At 68.7% G+C, this 18,244-nt stretch carries 6 protein-coding genes; 2 read left to right on the top strand and 4 right to left on the bottom strand.

What is annotated here, in order from left to right:
- Positions 1–248 precede the first annotated feature (248 nt).
- From P5705_RS10510 to P5705_RS10495, 4 genes are all read right to left on the bottom strand, one after another.
- Positions 249–1,025, bottom strand: coding sequence for a ParA family protein (locus P5705_RS10510; protein WP_277460776.1), 777 nt, complete (start codon positions 1,023–1,025; stop codon positions 249–251).
- A gap of 126 nt (positions 1,026–1,151) precedes the next feature.
- Complete coding sequence (locus tag P5705_RS10505) at positions 1,152–2,735, bottom strand: sensor domain-containing diguanylate cyclase (protein ID WP_277460774.1); 1,584 nt, start codon at positions 2,733–2,735, stop codon at positions 1,152–1,154.
- A gap of 126 nt (positions 2,736–2,861) precedes the next feature.
- Complete coding sequence (locus P5705_RS10500) at positions 2,862–3,338, bottom strand: hypothetical protein (protein WP_277460772.1); 477 nt, start codon at positions 3,336–3,338, stop codon at positions 2,862–2,864.
- A 3-nt stretch (positions 3,339–3,341) separates the two neighbouring features.
- The gene (locus P5705_RS10495; RefSeq protein WP_158020261.1) at positions 3,342–3,497 is read right to left on the bottom strand and encodes a hypothetical protein; all 156 of its coding nucleotides are present in this window, start codon (positions 3,495–3,497) and stop codon (positions 3,342–3,344) included.
- Positions 3,498–3,870: 373 nt separating this feature from the next.
- Between P5705_RS10495 and P5705_RS10490 the strand changes: the two genes are divergently transcribed.
- Both P5705_RS10490 and P5705_RS10485 read left to right on the top strand, forming a co-directional pair.
- Positions 3,871–5,031, top strand: coding sequence for a substrate-binding domain-containing protein (locus tag P5705_RS10490; protein ID WP_277460771.1), 1,161 nt, complete (start codon positions 3,871–3,873; stop codon positions 5,029–5,031).
- 524 nt (positions 5,032–5,555) lie between these two features.
- Positions 5,556–18,152, top strand: a complete 12,597-nt coding sequence (locus tag P5705_RS10485) for a filamentous haemagglutinin family protein (RefSeq protein ID WP_277460770.1) — start codon at positions 5,556–5,558, stop codon at positions 18,150–18,152.
- Positions 18,153–18,244: the final 92 nt, after the last annotated feature.

Genomic DNA, 18,244 nt, shown 5'->3' with positions numbered 1-18,244 from the left:
CTCGCTCGGTGGCTTCCTGTCGTTGCTGGTCACCCCAGCAGACTGGGCGCGAAAAGCGATTTCGTCGAGTTTTGGATTGACGAATCCTGGCCTTTTCAAGGTGTTCGCCGGGAGGGTTTCCGCGCCCATGAGATCGAGCGCCGCCTGTGCGGCGCATCGCGGATGAATCCGCTCCTACATCGATTGCAACGTGCCGCGCCTGCGGTCATCCGCGATGCGCCGCGCGGGCGGCGCTCGATCGCAGGCTCTCAGGCCGCCCGCTCCAGCACATCCAGCAATTCGACGAACTCCTGCGCCAGCCGGTGCCGAGGCGCCAGGTGCACCAGTGGCGTCGCCGCTTCGTGGGACTCGCGCATCTTGATCGAACTGCTCAGGTACACCGGCAGTACCGGCAGCCCTTCGCCACGCAACTGATCCACCAGGGCCTGGTGCAGCGCGGTGCGCGCGGTGAACTGGTTGACCACGATACCTTCGACTTCGAGCGCGGCATCGTGGTCATGGCGCAGCGCTTCTACCTCGGCCATCACCGCGTGCAGGGCCTGGCGCGAGAAACTGTCGCAGTCGTAGGGAATCAACAGGCGTTCGGCGGCCACCAGGGCGCTGATGGTGTAGAAGTTCAGCGCGGGCGGCGTGTCGATATAGATCCGTTCGTAGTCCGCCGACAACGTCACCAGCAGCTTGCGCAGCTTGTTGATCTTGAACTTGCTTTCCAGCTTGCCCAGCAGGCCGGCCAGGTCCGGGCTGGCGGTGACCAGGTGCAGGTTGTCGTAGCGGGTTTCGGTGATGGCCACGCGGTGCTTCTTGCCGGTGGCGGGGTCTGGGGCGAGGGTCTGGCGGAAGAAATCGGCGATGCCGGCGGGGATGGCGTCGAGCGTGAGGCCGGTCAGGTAGCAGGTGGCGTTGGCCTGTGGATCGAGGTCCACCAGCAAGGTGCGGTAGCCTTCGGCGGCACTGGCGGCGGCGAGGTTACAGGCGATGCTGGACTTGCCGACTCCGCCTTTCTGGTTGAACACGACACGGCGCATGGTGGGTCATCCTTGAAGGAAAATGTCAGTTCGAGGTCAATCCTATGACCATGACATGACAGTTTTAAGACAAGGCTTGTTACATGTCACCTGCCGCCGATCAGGTGAGCCCACCCCCACAGCGGCTCAGCGTTCGTTCTGAAGGCTGCAAACCCGGTTGCGACCCGCGCGCTTGGCCTGGTACAACGCCCGGTCGGCTTCTTTGAGGGTAGCGCCCGGCTCGCTGTCGGGCACGGCTCGCCAGCGGGCGACGCCGAGGGAAACGGTGATCCCGCCCACCGGCGCGATGGCGGTGTTCTGCACCGCCAGCCGCAGGCGTTCAGCCACGGTCACGGCCGCCTCCAGGCTGGCGCCCGGCAGCAGCATCAGGAACTCCTCGCCCCCGGTCCGGCACAGCACATCGCCTTCGCGACAGGCCCCGCGCATCAATTCGGCCAGGCGGCGCAGCACGGCGTCGCCGACTTCATGCCCATGGCCATCGTTGACCCGCTTGAAATGATCCACATCGAGCACGATGGCGGAAAAATCGCGCCCTTCGGCCTGCAGCAGCGACAAGGCGAACTCCAGCCCCCGGCGATTGACCAGCCCGGTCAGCGGATCGGTCTGGGCATCGCGGTTGAGCCGGCCGATGCGCTCCTGCAGCAGGTTGAGGCCGAACAGCAGGGCGCGCTTGAGCTCGGCGGCCTCGAAATACCAGGCGCGCACCCGGTGAATGCGCTCGGCGGTGCCGGCGCGGTCCAGGCCGCGGGCCGCCGCGGCCAGTTGCCACAGCGGGCGCACGATGACCAGCGCCAGCCACCACAGCAGCAGGCAACCGAGCAACGCCAGTGGCGCGGAAATACCGACCACGCTGAGCACCAGGTGGCGTAGCGGGGCGACCGTCGCCGTCAGTGGCTGCTGCGCCACCACGCCCCAGCCGGTGCTGGGCACCGTGGCGAAGCCGACGAGCATTTCCACGCCCTGGCTGTTGACGACCCGGCGTGTGCCTTCGTGCAATTCGCCCAGCTGGTCGACCAGCGTGTTGCCGGTCACCTGCGTGCCCACGCGCCCTGTCTCGGGGTGATACAGCAGGCGACGGTTGCGGTCGACCACATAGAGGTAGGAGCCATCCTGGTAGTAGTGCTCGCCCAGCAGGCTGGTGAGGATGTTGTGCTCGCGCAGGTAGAGGCTGCCACCAACATAGCCCAGGTACTGGCCGTTGGCATCGTAGATCGGTTGCGACAGCACCACCACCAGGTTGTTGGCGGCTGACAGAAAGGCCGTCGACACCAGCGTGCGGCGTTCGCGCAGCGCCTCCTGGGCGCCGGGCGAGGTGGACAGGGTGCCGACGAGGTGGCGCAGCGGGGCCGGCGAGATCGCCCGCAGGGTGCCCTGGGCATCGATCAGGAACGTGGAATTGAAGGCGTTGCTCTGGTGCAGCACGCGATCGGTCTCCGCTTGCAAGGCGGCGCTGTCAGCCAGTTGGCGACCCTGCACGTCGGCGCTGAAGGCCAGCTGTTGCAGGGCGTTGCCCAGGAAAGTCTCGGTGATCGCCGCCAGCTTGGCGGCATACACACGGTTGGCTTCCAGCGAGTGGTCGATCAGCAACTGGCGCTGCACCTGAAAACTGGCGAAATAGCTGGTCAACAGCATCACCAAGGCGGTGAGGGCGCAGAGAACGAAGATGAGCGTGCGCAGGTCCAGGCGCAGTCCGTGCTTGGCGTGTGGCAATCCTGGTCTCACTGGCGGGCGCAAAAGGTGATCAACCTTACGCGTAATGGTGATATTCGGCCATGGGAATCAGCGGCCACGCGATGCAGGAAAAGGCGGATGTGCCGCTTCAAGGCCTGGGTGGGGTCAAGGTGCCTGCTCCAGGGATTTCAGTTCGTCCTCCACCTGCTGCATGCGTTCCTCGGCGATCGCCTGCACCTTGGGGTCGCTGGCGCTTTCGCGCATGAAACCGGTCAGCTTGTCGCTCAGGCGCTTGCCTTCGTCGGTCTCGGCCAGCGCCTTGGCCTTGGCCGGGTCGCGGGTCACTTCGACGATGCGGTCGAACTCGGTATCGCTGAAATGCGCCTCGCTGTAGAGCTTGAACAGGTCCTGGCGTTGATCCTCGACGGTCAGGTGCTTGCGCAGGACTTCCTTGATCGTGCTTTCAGGCAGTTGGGCGTGGGTCATCGACAGCAGTTGGGCCATGCGCTCGATGTTGTGGTCGTAGGCTTCCTGAAGCGGCAGGTTGGCGAGGATCTTTTCCTCGCGGGAAGGTTTCTGGTCGCAGGCAGCAAGGGCGGCGAGCACCAGCACGGGGAACAGCAGCTTCAACAGGCGCGGCATGGGTCAGCGCTTCGCCGGGTTGCGCAGGCGTACCCAGACAATCGCCGGCAGGCTCATCAACAGCCATTTCAGGTACTGGTTCACGCCGTAGTGCTCGCATGCCACGCCGATGAGCGTGCATGCCACGACCACCGCCACGAACTGGATCATTCGCTGCATCTTCAAGGTTCCTTTCGCCACTTCGTTCGGTGCCGGACCACCGGTTTGCACAAGGTGGCGATGGTAAACGAATTTCGCTTCGCGCTGTGGACTTGCCGACCTCCCGAGTCTCTCGAGGCGATCCTCTGGAGGCGACACGCCCGGCGTGCCTGCGCTTGCCTGAAACACCCTTGAAAACAGCCGGCGACCCGTGTCATGGACCCGAGGAAAACCTCGCGCAACTCCCGATGTTTTTTCCTTTCCCTGTCACCACAAGCTGCGAATGTTGGCCCCGTGGACAGGCCTTTAGCCCCTCTGGATCGGGGTATGCGGCCTGTGGCCATGCAATGCGCGACCCACTCAACGTATGAACACGACGATAGGAGATTGCTTCATGTTTAAGCGTACTGTGATCGCCGCCTCCCTGGTGGCTGCTACCCTGGCTTCGGCCCAATCCATGGCCGCCGTTGTCGGTGGCGGTGCCACCTTGCCTGAGCCGCTGTACAACGGCAAAGGCGCCCTGGCCGGCATCCTCCCCGCCGGTTTCACCTACGTCGGCGTTGGCAGCGGCGGCGGCAAGACCGCTTTCCTGTTCAACAACGGCGGTGCGGTCAACCAGGCCGGCGCCAACGTCGAATACGCCGGCAGCGACTCGGTGCTCAGCGCCACCGAGATCAACGACTACACCGCCGACGCCGCGCGCGGTGGTGCCTGGGGCAAGCTGATCCAGATCCCGTCGGTGGGCACTTCGGTGACCATTCCCTACAAGAAAGCCGGCAACACCACCCTGCAGCTGAGCGGTGCCCAGCTGTGCGCCGCGTTCTCGGGTTCGGCCACCACCTGGGGCCAGTTGCTCAACACCGCCGACAACACCCCGATCACCATCGTCTATCGTTCCGGCAGCAGCGGCACCACCGAGTTGCTGACCCGCTTCCTGAACGATTCCTGCCCGACTCAGTTCAAGGTCGGCAGCACCTTCTCCAGCGCCAAGCTCACTGCCGTGCCTGCCACCTGGAAAGGTGTCGCCGGCAGCGGCGACGTCATGACCCAGGTCAACGCCACCGATGGCAGCATCGGCTACATCAGCCCTGACTACGTCAACCCAGGCAACAACGCCGTGGTCGCCCGCGTCAGCAAGAACCCGGTAGCCGCTGGCACCGCGCCGCTGCCGACCGCCGTCAACGCCCAGACCGCACTCGGCACCGCCGTGGCCCCGGCGACGTTTGCCGACCGTGCCCAGCCGAGCAAGTGGGTGCCAACCTTCGGCTCCGCCGCGGGTGACCGTCCGGTGCCGACCTCCGGCTACCCGATCGTGGGTTACACCAACCTGCTGGTGGGTCAGTGCTACAAGGACGCCGCCGACGCCACCGCCGTACGCGGTTTCCTGAACGACCTGTACAGCGGCAGCAAGTCGACCCTGATCACCGCCCACACCTTCGTCAATCTGCCGGCCACCTACGCCGCCGAGATCAAGAAGGTGTTCCTGGACAACACCTATGGTGATGGCCTGGACATCAACAACAGCGCGGTGTGCAACGGGATTGGCCGCCTGTAAGACGGGTAGCTGAAACCGCCCGTTGGTCTTGAACCGGCAGTGGCCTGTAGGGCACTGCCGGTTTTTGTGTTGGCCTTGCGAGGTGTTCGGCGGGGGGCTTGCAGCGCCCTGGAGATCGAGCGCCGCCCGCGCGGCGCTTCGCCGGCAAGGCCGGCTCCTACATCTGTTTCGGGCCAGTCATGCCTGTGCCAGAGGTGGTGCCCGCTTTGGCGCCTGTCTCCCTTCATGCGCAGCGGCGGCAGCGCCCATGCTGAAACTGCGTCGTGCCAACAAGGCGGTCCCCGGTACCTTCACAGGCATAACTGGCCCGAAACAAACGGTAGGAGCCGGCTTTGCCGGCGAAGCGCCGCGCGGGCGGCGCTCGATCTCCAGAGCACTGCAAGCCCCCCCGCCGAACACCTCGAAGCCCCCTTAGCGCAAGCACATGAACTTTGCATGACAAACCTTCGGTCCGCCACCGCCCCAAGCGCCTTATGGCAAAGCGGCATCACCGCCGCCATCACCCAGCACAAGGAACCGAAGCGATGTCGCGCGGCATGCCCCAGCCAGCCTCTCCAGCCCCAGCCGTGCAACCGCGTGGCAAGTCTTGCGGCGAACCTCTGCTGCTCAAGCCCCTGGCCCAGGCCATTGCCTTGTGCCTGCTGGCGGGCAGCGCCCAGGCGGGCCAGGCGTTCAGCTCGGCCTGGTTCGCCGCCAAGGGCGCCTCGACCGCACCGGCCGCGACCTCTGGTGGTACGGGTGGCCTGCCGCAGCCGGGCTCGCCACCGCCCCTGGCCCAGCAGCAGCGCATCAACCAGCAGTTCCAGCACTCGGTCAGCAACCTCAACAACACGGTCGCCGCCATCGCCGCCCAGCAGGCGGCCCAGGCCAATGGGCGAACCCTGGCCCAGGTCCAGCCTCAGGTGGTGCCCAATGGCTTGGGCGAGGGCGGCCTGAAGGTCGATGAAAACCCGCTGACCCAAGGCTGGCTCAACGCCAAGGCGCCGCAGCAGGCCCAGAGCGGCGGCAAGACCCAGGTGCGCATCGAGCAGACCGCGGACAAGGCCATCCTCAACTGGGAGACATTCAACGTCGGCCGCGACACCACGGTGACCTTCGACCAGCAGGCGCAGTGGGCCGTGCTCAACCGGGTCAACGATCCCAACGCCCGCCCCAGCCAGATCCACGGCCAGATCGAAGCCGCCGGCACGGTGATGCTGGTCAACCGCAACGGCGTGGTGTTCAACGGCGCCAGCCAGGTCAACGTGCGCAACCTGGTGGCCGCCGCGGCCCAGGTCAGCGACGAGCAGTTCAGCCAGCGCGGGCTGTATGTCGACAACAGCGGCAGCCAGGCCACCTTCGTCAATGCCGGTGGCAAGGTGGTGGTCGAGCGCGGCGCGCAGATCCACACTCGGGAGCCGGCGACCTCCACCGCAGGTGGCGGTTATGTGTTGCTGCTGGGCAGCGAGGTACGTAACGACGGCCAGATCGCCAGCCCCAAGGGCCAGGCCACCCTGGCGGCGGGTGACGACTTCTACATCCGTCGGGGGCGCGGCACCGAGGCCAATCAGTTCTCGACCACCCGGGGCAATGAGGTGGCCAGCAGCCGGCGCGGCGACAGTGGCGCAGGCACGGTCGTCAACGGTGGCCTGATCCAGGCCGCAGGCGGCGATATCACCCTGACCGGCCATCAGGTGCGCCAGGAGGGCGTGGCCCTGGCCAGTACCGCAGTGGACCGCCGTGGCAGTATCCACCTGCTCAACGCGGCCAGCGACAGCACAGGCAGCGTGACCTTCGGCCAGGGCAGCGTGACCGCCGTGCTGCTCGACGACAGCAGCGCCCTGGACAGCCAGCGCGAAGCCTCGCGGGCATTGCTCAATGGCAGCACAGGCAACCTGGCGACCGGTCGTTTCGACAACCTCAGCACGGTCGTCGACCGTCCCGAGCAATCGCGGGTGGAGGCAGTGAGCGGCGGCACCGTGCACTTCGAGGAAGGCTCGCTGACTCTCGCCACGGGCGGGCAGGTAGCCGTCAGCGCGGGCCGCCGCAGCCTGGTGGAGGATGGCGCGGGCATCGACGTGGCCGGCGCCCTGGGCGTCAAGGTGGCGATGCAAAGCAACCTCATCAAGATCAATGTGCAGGGCAACGAACAGCGCGACGCGGCCGGCAACCGCGACAAGGGCGGCCTGATCAACAGCGATGTCTGGGTCGACGTGCGTGAGCTGGTGCATGTCGCCGCCGGGGTCAATGGCTATGCCAGCGAGCGCTGGTACACGGCGGGCGGCCTGCTGGAGGTCGGCGGCTATCTGGGCACGCGCAACCACAGCGTCGGTGAATGGATGGCCCAGGGCGGCACGCTGACCTTCACTGGCCAGGACCTGGTGACCCGCGCCGGTGCCCGGTTCAACCTGTCCGGCGGCACCCTGGCCGTGCAGGACGGCGTCATCCGCCAGAGCTGGCTGCGCGGCGAGGATGGCCACCTGTACGAGCTGTCCCGCGCGCCGGGCGACCTGCTGTACAGCGGTGTCTACCAGGGTTTCGAGCAGACCAGCGCGCGCTGGAACCAGACCCGCCTGTTCCACAACCCGCTGATCGCCCCAGGGCAGCGTTTCGAACAGGGCTACACCGTGGGCCGCGATGCCGGCAGCCTGGTGGTCGCCACCCAGGCCGCGCTGCTCGATGGCCAGTTGATCGGCGAGACCTGGCGCGACCAGCGCCAGCAGCAGGCCCCCGTGGCCGGGCTGGATGGCTACCAGCAGGCGCATACCGCCCAGGCGCGTGGCGCGCAGCTGGTCATTGGCCAGCAGGTGCCGTTGTACCAGGCGTCGAGCAAGGAGCTGGTCCATGGCCTGTACCCGGTGCTGCGCCAGGTGCTGCTGCGCGACGGTGCCCGTGGCGACAGCGCGGGCGTGGCCTTGCTGGCGCCGTTGGACGAGGCACGGCGTGGTCGCCTGGTGCTGGACACCGGCTTGCTCAACGGTTTCGCCCTGGGCGGCCTGAGCGTGGCCGCCAGCGAGCGGGTCGAGGTCGCCGATGCGTTGCGCCTGGCCGATGGCGGGCAACTGGCGTTGCATGGCAGCCAGGTGCAGGTCGACGCCAACCTGGTCGCCCGGGGCGGCACGCTGCGCCTGGGCAACGTGCTGGGCCAGCTCAATGCCGGCGCGGTGATCGACCAGGCGCTGGCAACGCCGGCGGGGCTGCGGGCGCAGGTGGTGGTCGCGGCGGGCGTGCGCCTGGATGCCAGTGGCGTGCGCAGCGAGCACGGCGAGGCCAGTGAACGCGCCTGGCGCAATGGCGGCAACCTGGTGCTGCGCGGCACCGGCGACCTGCTACTGGGCCAGGGCAGCCTGCTCGATGTGTCGGGTGGCGTGGTACGCGGCGATGGCAATCGGTTGCTCGGTGGCAGTGGCGGCAATCTCACCTTGCAGACGGCGTATTTCGACAGCACCGGGAGCAGCGACGGCAACAGCCGATTGCAGCTCGGTGGCGAGCTGCGAGGGTATGGCAGCACGGGGGCCGGCACCCTCGACATCCGCGGTGGCCATGTGCAGATCGGCGGACCGCGCGGCGATACCACCGGTGTCTATCTCCCCGAAGATTTCTTCGCCCTGGGCTTTGCCCAGTACAACGTGCGGGCGAGCGCTAGCCTGAGGGTGGTCGAGGGCAGCCAGGTGAAGGTGACCCGGCCGGTGGAGCAGCTGGATGCCGGTGACGCGGTGGTCGACCAGCCCAAACTGTGGTTGCCACCGCTGTTGCAGGAGGATGCGCTCAAGGGCCGCCTTGGCCAACGTGGCGGTGCCAGCCTGAGCCTGGCGGCGGGTGATGTGCTGCTGAGCCAGGCCAAGCGCGAAGCGGCGGTGTTGGTGGTTGGCCGAGGCGCCGCGATCCGTGTCGACCCGCTGCAATCGATCGCCTTGCGCAGCACCGCGCAACTGACGCTGGACGGCAGCCTGCAAGCACCGGGCGGCGCGGTGAGCCTGTTGCAGGAGCGTGCGCCACTGGCGGCTTCCGGTATCTCCGAGGCTCCCCATCAGCGTTCGATCCACCTGGGTGGCGAGGCGCTGATCGACGTCGGCGGTCGCGCCTACACCGCTTTGGACAGCCAAGGGCGACGCTACGGCCGGGTGGATGCCGGCGGCAGCATCGTCATGGGTGGCAACCTCGAGCAAACGAAGGGTGTCAGTGAGGCGGCCGACCTGTTCGTGGTCCTCGAGCAGGGCTCGCGCCTGCGCGCCGACGGTGCCCAGGCGACCCTCGACATACGCGGCCAGGGGCCGCTGCAGGTCGCCAGCGCGGGTGGCAGCATCAGCCTGGCATCGAACAATGGCCTGCGCCTGGACGGCGAGTTCAGCGCCGCCTCCGGTGGCCAGGGCGCGGCGGCGGGCAGCCTGGCGGTGGCGCTGGACACCGGGCTTTACCTCAACCGGGCATTGCTGGATGGATTGGTCGCGCCCCGTGAACTGGTGCTCGAGCAGCACGCCGGCCCGGCCGCGCAAGGGCCGTTGCGGTATGGCCAGGGGCGCTTGAGCATCGAACGCGTCCAGGCCGGTGGTTTCGGCAGCCTGGCGCTGCTCAGCGACGGCGTGCTGGCATTTGCCGGTGATGTCGACCTGGGGCTGGCCCAGGACCTGCGTCTGTACGCCGGCTCCCTGGTGCTCGCCGAAGGCGCGGCCAGCGACACCCGGGTGCGCTTGCACGCGCCCTACGTACGCCTGGCCGGCAGCACGCACCAGAGCAGCGACCTGGCCACGCGCCCCACGGTCAAGGGCGGGCAGTCGCAACGCGCCAGCGAAGCGCTGTTGCAGGTCGAGGCCAACCTGCTCGACCTGCGCGACGAAGTCACCCTGGGCGCGCATGGGCGTCTGAACCTGGCCGGTGGCCAAAGCCTGCAGTTCGACCGGCGCGGTTTCGCCCTGGGGCGCCTGCGCAGCGAAGGCGATATCCGCTTGCTGGGCAGTTCCAACCCGGCCGTCGATCGCGGGCGCTTCACCAGCAACGCCGACCTTGAACTGCTCGCCGCGCAGATCTACCCGGTCACGGGCGCGTTCGGCGCCGTCGCGGCGGGCCTGGATGCGACCCTGCGTATCGGCAGGGTCGGCACCGCCACGCCTGCGGTACCGCAGTCGGTATTCGGTCGCGTGCGCCTGGAGGGTGGCACCGTGGAGCAGGGCGGGGTGGTTCGCGCGCCGCTCGGTGAAGTCGCCCTGGGTATCGAGGCACGCAGCGCGGCGGGAGATGTGCAACGGCTGCGCCTGCTGCCGGGCAGCATCACCTCGGTCAGCGCCGCCGGCCTGGTAATGCCGTACGGCGGCACCCTCGACGGGCTGAGCTACCTGTATGGCGGCAAGGCGGTGAGCTTGATTGGCGCGGCGGGCGACACGTCCCACGGGATCATGCTCGGTGCCCGGCAAGTCGAGGTGCAGGCCGGGGCGCTGGTCGACCTGTCCGGTGGCGGCGAGCTCACCGGCGCGGGTTTCGTCTCGGGGCGCGGTGGCTCCACCGACGCGCGTTACCACCCACTGGTGCAACTGGACGGCAATGGCCGGTTGCTGCTGCCGTCGTTGGCGAGCAACCCGGTCTACGCCATCGTGCCGGGGCTGGCCCAGGACTATGCGCCCCTGGCGGGTGCCTCCGGCGCGGCCGACCCGGCCATCGGCCAGCGGATCACCCTCGACCACGGCGTGCCAGGCCTCGCCGCTGGCACCTACACCTTGCTGCCGGCCAGCTATGCCCTGTTGCCGGGCGCCTACCGCGTCGAACTCAACGGCCTGGCCCAGGCGGGAACGCAAGCCGGCAGCCTGGCGATGCGCAACGGTTCCTGGACCACTTCGGGCAGCCTGTCGGTGGCCAACACCACGATCCGCCAGCCGCTCGCCAGCCAGGTCATCCTCACCGCCGCCGACACCTTGCGGCGCTACGCCCAGTACAACGAGACCGCCTATGCCCGTTTCGTCGTCGCCGATGCCGCCGCCAAGGGCGTGCCGCGCGCCGCGACCGAAGCCGATGGCAAATGGCTGACCCTGCGCCTGCGGGCCAACGACGACGCGGCCAGCACCCTGCGCTTTGCAGGGCAGGCCAACTTCGCCGCCGCCGAGGGCGGGCGCCCGGGCAGTGCGACCGTCATGGGCGCGGAGCACCTGGAGATCCTCGGCCCCGGGGCCGGCGGCCGGGCCGACACGGCTGACCTGACGCGGATCCTCGCCAGCGAGCTCAACGCCCTGAAGGCGCCGCGCCTGAGCATCGGCGCCCGTCCGCAGGTGAGCTATGGCCAGGGCGGCAACCTGCTCAGCCTGACCGAGAACACCACGGCCATCCGCGTGCGTTCGGGCGCCGAACTGCGGGCGGGCGAGGTGTTCCTCTCGACCAGCAGGAGCGGCGGCGGCATCGTCGTCGAGCAGGGCGCGGCCATCGACACCCTGGGCCAGGGCCGGGTGCCCTACGATGCCAATGACGGTTTCCTCATCGACCCCAGCCAGCATGGCCTGCTGGCGGTATCCAACGGGCGCCTCGATGTCTTGCCGGCAGTGGCCGGACAGCTCTTCGCGCCAGGCAGCATCCTGATCGGCGATTGCCCCAGCGGGGCCTGCCAGGGCACCACCCGGCTGTATTCGGAAGGTTCGCTGTTCGCCGCCACCGACCAGCGCTTCAGCCTGGATGAGCAGGTGCGTTTCGGTACCCGGCACCTGGGGCTGGCGGTGGGCCGGATCAACGTCGGTTCCGCCGAGGCCCTGGCGGCTGCGAAAGCGACTGGCACCCTGGGTGACGGGCTGACCCTGAACCAGGCCGTGCTCGACCGCCTGCTGCGCGGCGACACCCAGGCAGGGGTACCGGCCCTGGAGACCCTGAGCCTGTCGGCCGCCGACTCGCTGAACTTCTTTGGCACCACCGCCCTGGACACCTACGACCGCCAGACCGGCAGCAATCGCCTGCACGACCTGATCCTCGGCACCCCGGCCATCTACGGCCATGGCAGCGCCAGCGACCGGGCCACCCTGCGTACCGACAGCCTGATCTGGAACGGCGCACGCCACCTGCCGGGCACGCCTATCGCCGGGGGCGCCGGCAGTGGCGATGGGGTGCTGGACATCCAGGTCGGCAGCCTGGCGTTCGGCCATGGCCCCAACAGCCAGCCCCAGGGCAGCGACGACATGGCGCGCCAGGTGCTGGGTTTCACTGGCGTCACCCTGCAGGCCAGCCGCCAGATCAGCGCCAACCACAAGGGCAGCCTGCGCGTCCATCACCAGCGCGGCGCGTTCGTGGACGGCGGCTTCCAATACAGTGGCGGCGACCTGCTGGTCAGCACCCCGCTGTGGACCGGCGCCGCCGGCTCGGTCAATCGCATCGTCGCGGGTGGCCAGCTGACCGTGCTGGATGGCGGCACGGCCCTGGCCAGTGGTCGTGACAGCCTGGGTGCGGAACTGGCCTTGAGCGGCCAGCGCCTGTCCATCGACGGCACCTTCAGCCTGCCCAGCGGCAAGCTGACCCTCGAGGCCAACGACGATCTGCGCCTGGGCGACCACGCGCGCATCGACCTGGCGGGCCGTGCCCTGACCTTCAACGACGTGACCCGCTACAGCTGGGGCGGCGACCTGGCGCTGCGCAGCCGCGACGGTGATATTCGCCAGGCTGCCGGCGCTCAGGTCGACCTCAGCGCCAGCAACAACCGCGCCGGGCGCCTGAGCGCGATCGCCCTGGGCGAGCGGGGCGGGCGCGTCGAGCTGCTCGGGCAGAACCTGGGTGCCGCCAGTGGCCGCTACAACGCCGGTGGCACCCTGGTGCCCTACGCCCAGGGCGCGGTGGACATCCGCGCCCGGCAACTGGACGACTTCGCCGGCCTTAACCAGCGCCTGAACCGTGACCAGGTGTTCGGTGGTCGTGCATTCCAGATCCGCCAGGGCGACCTGGTCATCGGCAATGAGCTCAAGGCCCATGACATCAGTGTCTCCCTCGATAACGGCCAGTTGACCGTCGCCGGCCGGATCGATGCCAGCGGCGAGCAGGTCGGCAGCATTCGCCTGGCCGCCAAGCAAGGTCTGACCGTGACCGGCACGGGGCAACTGGACGCCCATGGCAGCGTGCTGCGGGTCGACAGCCGCGGCGCGATCATCGAGGCGCCGAACCGGGCGCTGATCGAGCTGAACAGCGGCAATGGGCAACTGACCCTGGCCAGCGGGGCGACCTTCGACCTGCGCCATGGCACCACGGCCAGCACCGGCAGCGGCCCGGGCCAGCATGACGGGCGTGCGCTCGGTACCTTGCAACTGACCGCCCCGCGTCAGGTCAGCGACATTGCCGGCGACATTGCCCTCGAGGCCCGGGGGCCATTGAACATTCTCGGGGCGCGCAGCATCGCGGTGGTGGGCAGCCAGCGCTACACCGATGCGCCCAATGGCGGCATCGCGGCCAGCGGCAGGCCGTTCCAGTTCATCGACCAGGCCTACCTCGACGCCAAGCACCAGCGCAGCGAGCTGTTCATCAATGCCTTGCTGGGCAACCGCGACCTGCTCGACAACCGCCTGGCCGGCCTGAACAACAGCACCTATGCCCAGGCATTGCACCTGCGCCCGGGGGTGGAGATCGCCACCGTCGACAGCGCTACCGACCTGATCGTCCAGGGCGACCTGGATCTGTCCGGCCATCGCTACGCCAGCCTTAACCCGGCCTTCCAGAAAACCCTGGCCTACGGCTCGGGCGAGGTCGGCAACCTGGTGCTGCGTGCCGGCGGCAACCTGGAAGTCTACGGCAGCATCAACGACGGTTTCGCGCCGCCTGAGTTCGCCAGCGACGAGGCGCGCATGGATGGCCGCGGCTGGTTGCTGCTGCCGGGCAAGCAGCCGTTCGACAGCGACCTGGTGATCCCGCGCAGCGGCATCGAGCTGGCCGACGGCACCCGCTACCCGGGGGGCAGCGTGCTCAACTTCGACCTGCCGTTCGCCGACACCACGCTGCCCGCCAACACCCGCCTGCCCAGCGCGCTGTACCTGGCGGCGGCGCTGAACCTGCCTGCCGGCACCGTGCTCGACGCGGCGGTGTACGACAAGGCGGGCAACCTGCTGTACACCGCCGGTACCTTGCTCAAGGAGGCGGTCACCCTGGCCCAGGGCAGCCGCCTGGAAGCCGGCAGCCGCCTGCCGGTGGCGGTGGCGGTGCAGGGCGGCACCTGGAACAAGGGCGTCACCTTGCCCGAGGGCGGCCTCGGCCAGCGGGGCGTCTTGCCGCTGGCGGCAGGTTCGCGGCTGCCGGCCGGCACCGAAGTGAAACTGGCCGAAGGCGTCGACCTGATCGAGTTGCGCCCCAGGGTCAATGGCCAGCAGGGGCGCAACTGGGCCCTGGCGCAGATGTTGCCGCAAGGCACGCAGTCGTGGTCGATGCGCCTGGTGGCCGGTGCCGACCTGGACGCCGCCGACAATCGTCTGACCCGTCCGGAACCGGATGCCGGCCTGCTGCGCCTGGCCGACCAGCATTACATCGCCGGCCAGGTCAAGACCGGTGGCGGCGGCCCCGCGCCGGGCACCGGCATGGTCTGGGCGCCGGACAATGGCGCGGGCTTCCCGGCGGGTGAGCCGGTGGCCGAGGACCAGCTGATGTTCTGCGAGCTGGTGCCCGACTGGTGCGTGCCGGCGACTACGCCCAAGCCGGGCCTGGTCTGGGCGCCGGACAACGGCGCGGGCTTCCCGGCCGGCGACCCGGTAACCGAGGACCAACTGGTGTTCTGCGAACTGGTGCCCGACTGGTGCGTGGCCGCGCCACCCAAGAAGATCATCGTCTGGGCGCCGGACAACGGCGCAGGCTTCCCGGCCGGCGACCCGGTGACCGAGGACCAGCTGGTGTTCTGCCAGCTGGTGCCTGACTGGTGTCGCGAAATCGACGACCCCGGCCAGCCGAAGCCTGAGCCCGAGCGCATCGTGGTCACGCCGACCACCCAGCTGTTCAGCGTGCTGCGTACCGGCACCGGTGACCTGGACTTGATCAGTGCCGGCGACTGGCGCATGGATTCGCTGTTCGGCGTCTACACCGCCGGCACCCAGGCCCCGGCGCTGCTCGTCGACGGCCGCGACCCGTACCTGATCGCCCGCGGCCAGCAAGCCGACGGTTCACTGCTGGGCGCGCCCGGTGCCACCTATGAGGCGGTGACCGCGCAGAATTTCCGTGCCTGGTACCCCGAGCAGGGCGGTAACGTGCGCATCGAGGCGGGCGGCAACCTGACCGGCAACCTGATGGTCGGCAAGCAGGAGGCGGGCGGTGTCCGTCCACAGCAGGTCACGGCCGGCGTCGGCAGTTGGCTGTGGCGCCAGGGCCAGCGCGAGGCGGGAACGCCGGCGGCCTGGGGCATCAACTTCGGCACCTATGCGCAGAAGCCGGGCGCAGACCCCGTCGACCCGTGGTTGGTCGGGTTCACCGGCATCGGTACCTTGGGCGGCGGCAACCTGGCCGTCTCGGTGGCGGGGGATGCGGGTTTGCTGCAGGCCAGCGACGCGCAGCTGTCCGCCATCGAGCGCAGCCAGGGCCTGAACCTGGTGGTGGCCAGCAGTGGCCGGGTCGCTGCCGATGGCCAGGTGGTGCAGACCGGTGGCGGCGACCTCGACCTGCGCGTGGGTGGCGGCCTCAACCCGGGGCTGGGCGCAGTCGCGGCCGCGAAGGTGAATACGGACCTGGCCGGCACCTTGGTCAACCTGCGCGGCGCCCTGGGCGTCGAGGCGGCGAGCGTCGGGGTGATCCAGCCGCAATACGGCAGCTACAACAACTTCCACGATACCCACGAGTCCCGCGCCTACGACCCTTACACCGCCACCCGTGCCAGCGCGCTTGGCGGGTTGCTGCTGGCGCCGGGTGACAGCGCGGTGCGCCTGCAGGCGCGCGGCGATGTGGTGGTGCAAGGTGTCGGCGATGCTGGCCGGGTAGCGCAGTACAACACCTTGCCGTTCACCGGCGACGATGGCCGGGCCTACAAGGCCGATGGCTTCAGCTGGTTCTCGCTGTGGCGGGCGGACACCGCGGTCGACCTGCTCAGCGCGGGCGGCAACCTGGTGCCGGTGGTGGCGCCGTATGAAAGCAGAAGCGCCAGCGTCAACCTGTCGCTCGACGGCGGGCGCCTGTTCTATCCGACCGCCCTGCGCGCGGTCGCGGCCAATGGCAGCCTGTACTACGGCAGCTCCGCCGCTGATATGGGCATTGCCCAGAGTTCGCCCTACTCATTGATGACCGCGCCGTCGGCCAACAGCGAACTGCAACTGCTGGCCGGCAACTCGATCTATGCCGGTGGCTATGTGATCAGCCAGGCCGGCACCGACAGCACGCCGCTCGCCACACCGGAGCGCCCGGCGTTCCTGGGCCGGTTGACCAATGGCCAGACCAAGGCCGGCAACCTGCATGGCGACCTGGCCGGCGAGCGGGGCAGCTACCCGTTGTACACCTATGGCCTGAACACCTACTCGCTCGTGGCGGCGGATCCGCGCGCGCCTTCGCGCTTCTACGCATTGCAAGGCGACATCGTCGGCCTGAACACCGGCGAGCTGATCACCTTCAGCGGCAGCGGCCTGAAGCTGTACCAGGGCGCAGGGCCGACGCGGATCATGGCCGGGCGCGACATCGTCAATGCCGGCGTGCCCCTGGAGGGGCGGCGTGACGCACCGGGTGAGCTTGCCCATTCACGGTTCAGCAACCAGGGCACGGTGCAGTCCACCGGCAACCTGATCATCCATGGCGAGCGCAACGACGTGTCGCTGGTCAGCGCGGGGCGCGATATTCGCCTGAGCACCTTCAACGTCGCAGGCCCCGGGCTGTTGGAAGTGGTAGCCGGGCGCAACCTGTTCCAGTCGGGGCAGGGTGTGGGTTCGGCCTACCAGGAAGCGGCGATCAACAGCATCGGCCGGGTGGGTGGCGGCGGCAGCGATGGCGCCTCCATCGCGCTGATCGTCGGTGCCGGCGAGCACGGCCCCGACTACGCTGGCCTGCTGCGCCGCTACCTGGACCCGGCACGCTTGGCCGACCCGTCGCAGCCACTGGGCGGGCAACCGGACAAGGTCGCGAAAGTCTACGAGCACGCGTTGCAGGGCTGGTTGCGCGAGCGCCATGCCTTCGAGGGTGACGGCGAAGCGGCACGCGCCTTGTTCGCCACGCTGCCCGCCGAACAGCAGCGTATCTTCGCCCGCCAGGTGTATTTCGCAGAACTGCGCGAGGGCGGGCGCGAATACAACGACGTCGACGGTCCACGCACCAGTAGCTACCTGCGCGGGCGGCAGGCCATCGCCGCGCTGTTCCCCGAGCGCGACGTGGCTGGCAACCTGATCCGCTACGGCGGCAACGCTACGTTCCACGGCGGCTCCGGTATCCACACCGACTTCGGTGGCGATATCCAGGTGCTGACACCAGGCGGCCAGCAGGTGTTCGGTATCGAGGGCGCGGCGCCACCGGCCAGCGCCGGGGTGATCACCCAGGGCAGCGGCGATATCCAGCTGTATGCCCAGGGCAGCATCCTGCTTGGCCAGAGCCGCATCATGACCACCTTCGGCGGCTCGATCCTCGGCTGGTCGGCCAGCGGCGACATCAATGCCGGCCGCGGCTCGAAGACCACCGTGGTCTACACCCCGCCCAAACGCACCTACGACCTGTGGGGCAACGTCGGCCTGGCGCCCAGCGTACCCAGCACCGGTGCCGGTATCGCCACGCTCAACCCGATCGCCGAGGTGCCGCCGGGCGACATCGACCTGATCGCGCCGTTGGGCACCATCGATGCCGGCGAGGCCGGGATCCGCGTGTCGGGCAACGTCAACATCGCCGCGTTGCAGGTGGTCAACGCCGCCAACATCCAGGTCCAGGGCGACGCCAAGGGCATGCCGGTGGTGGCCTCGGTGAATACCGGGGCGATCGCCTCGGCCAGCGCGGCGGCCTCGTCGGCCACCCAGGCGGCGGAGGAGGCTGGCCGTCAGCAGCAGTCGGCGGCCAGGGCGCGGCAGCCGTCGGTGATCACCGTGCAGGTGCTGGGTTTTGGGGGGGAAAGGTTGGTGCCGAGGCAGGACGGGGCAAGCCTGAACCCGCAGTACAACCGTCAGAGCCCGGTGCAGGTGCTGGGCGCCGGAGCGCTGGATGAGCGGGCGAAGGCCCAGTTGACCGAAGAGGAGCGGGGCAATCTGCTGCTCTGAGGACAGCCCCCATTGGCAAAGCCGTTCCCTGTGAGCCGGCCTGCCGGCGAGTCAGACAACTCGGTGTATGGCACCGGCGTTGCCGGTGTTCG

This window comes from Pseudomonas entomophila (genome assembly GCF_029478665.1).
Lineage (GTDB): Bacteria > Pseudomonadota > Gammaproteobacteria > Pseudomonadales > Pseudomonadaceae > Aquipseudomonas > Aquipseudomonas entomophila_F.
This window is presented reverse-complemented; position numbering and strand designations above follow the sequence as displayed.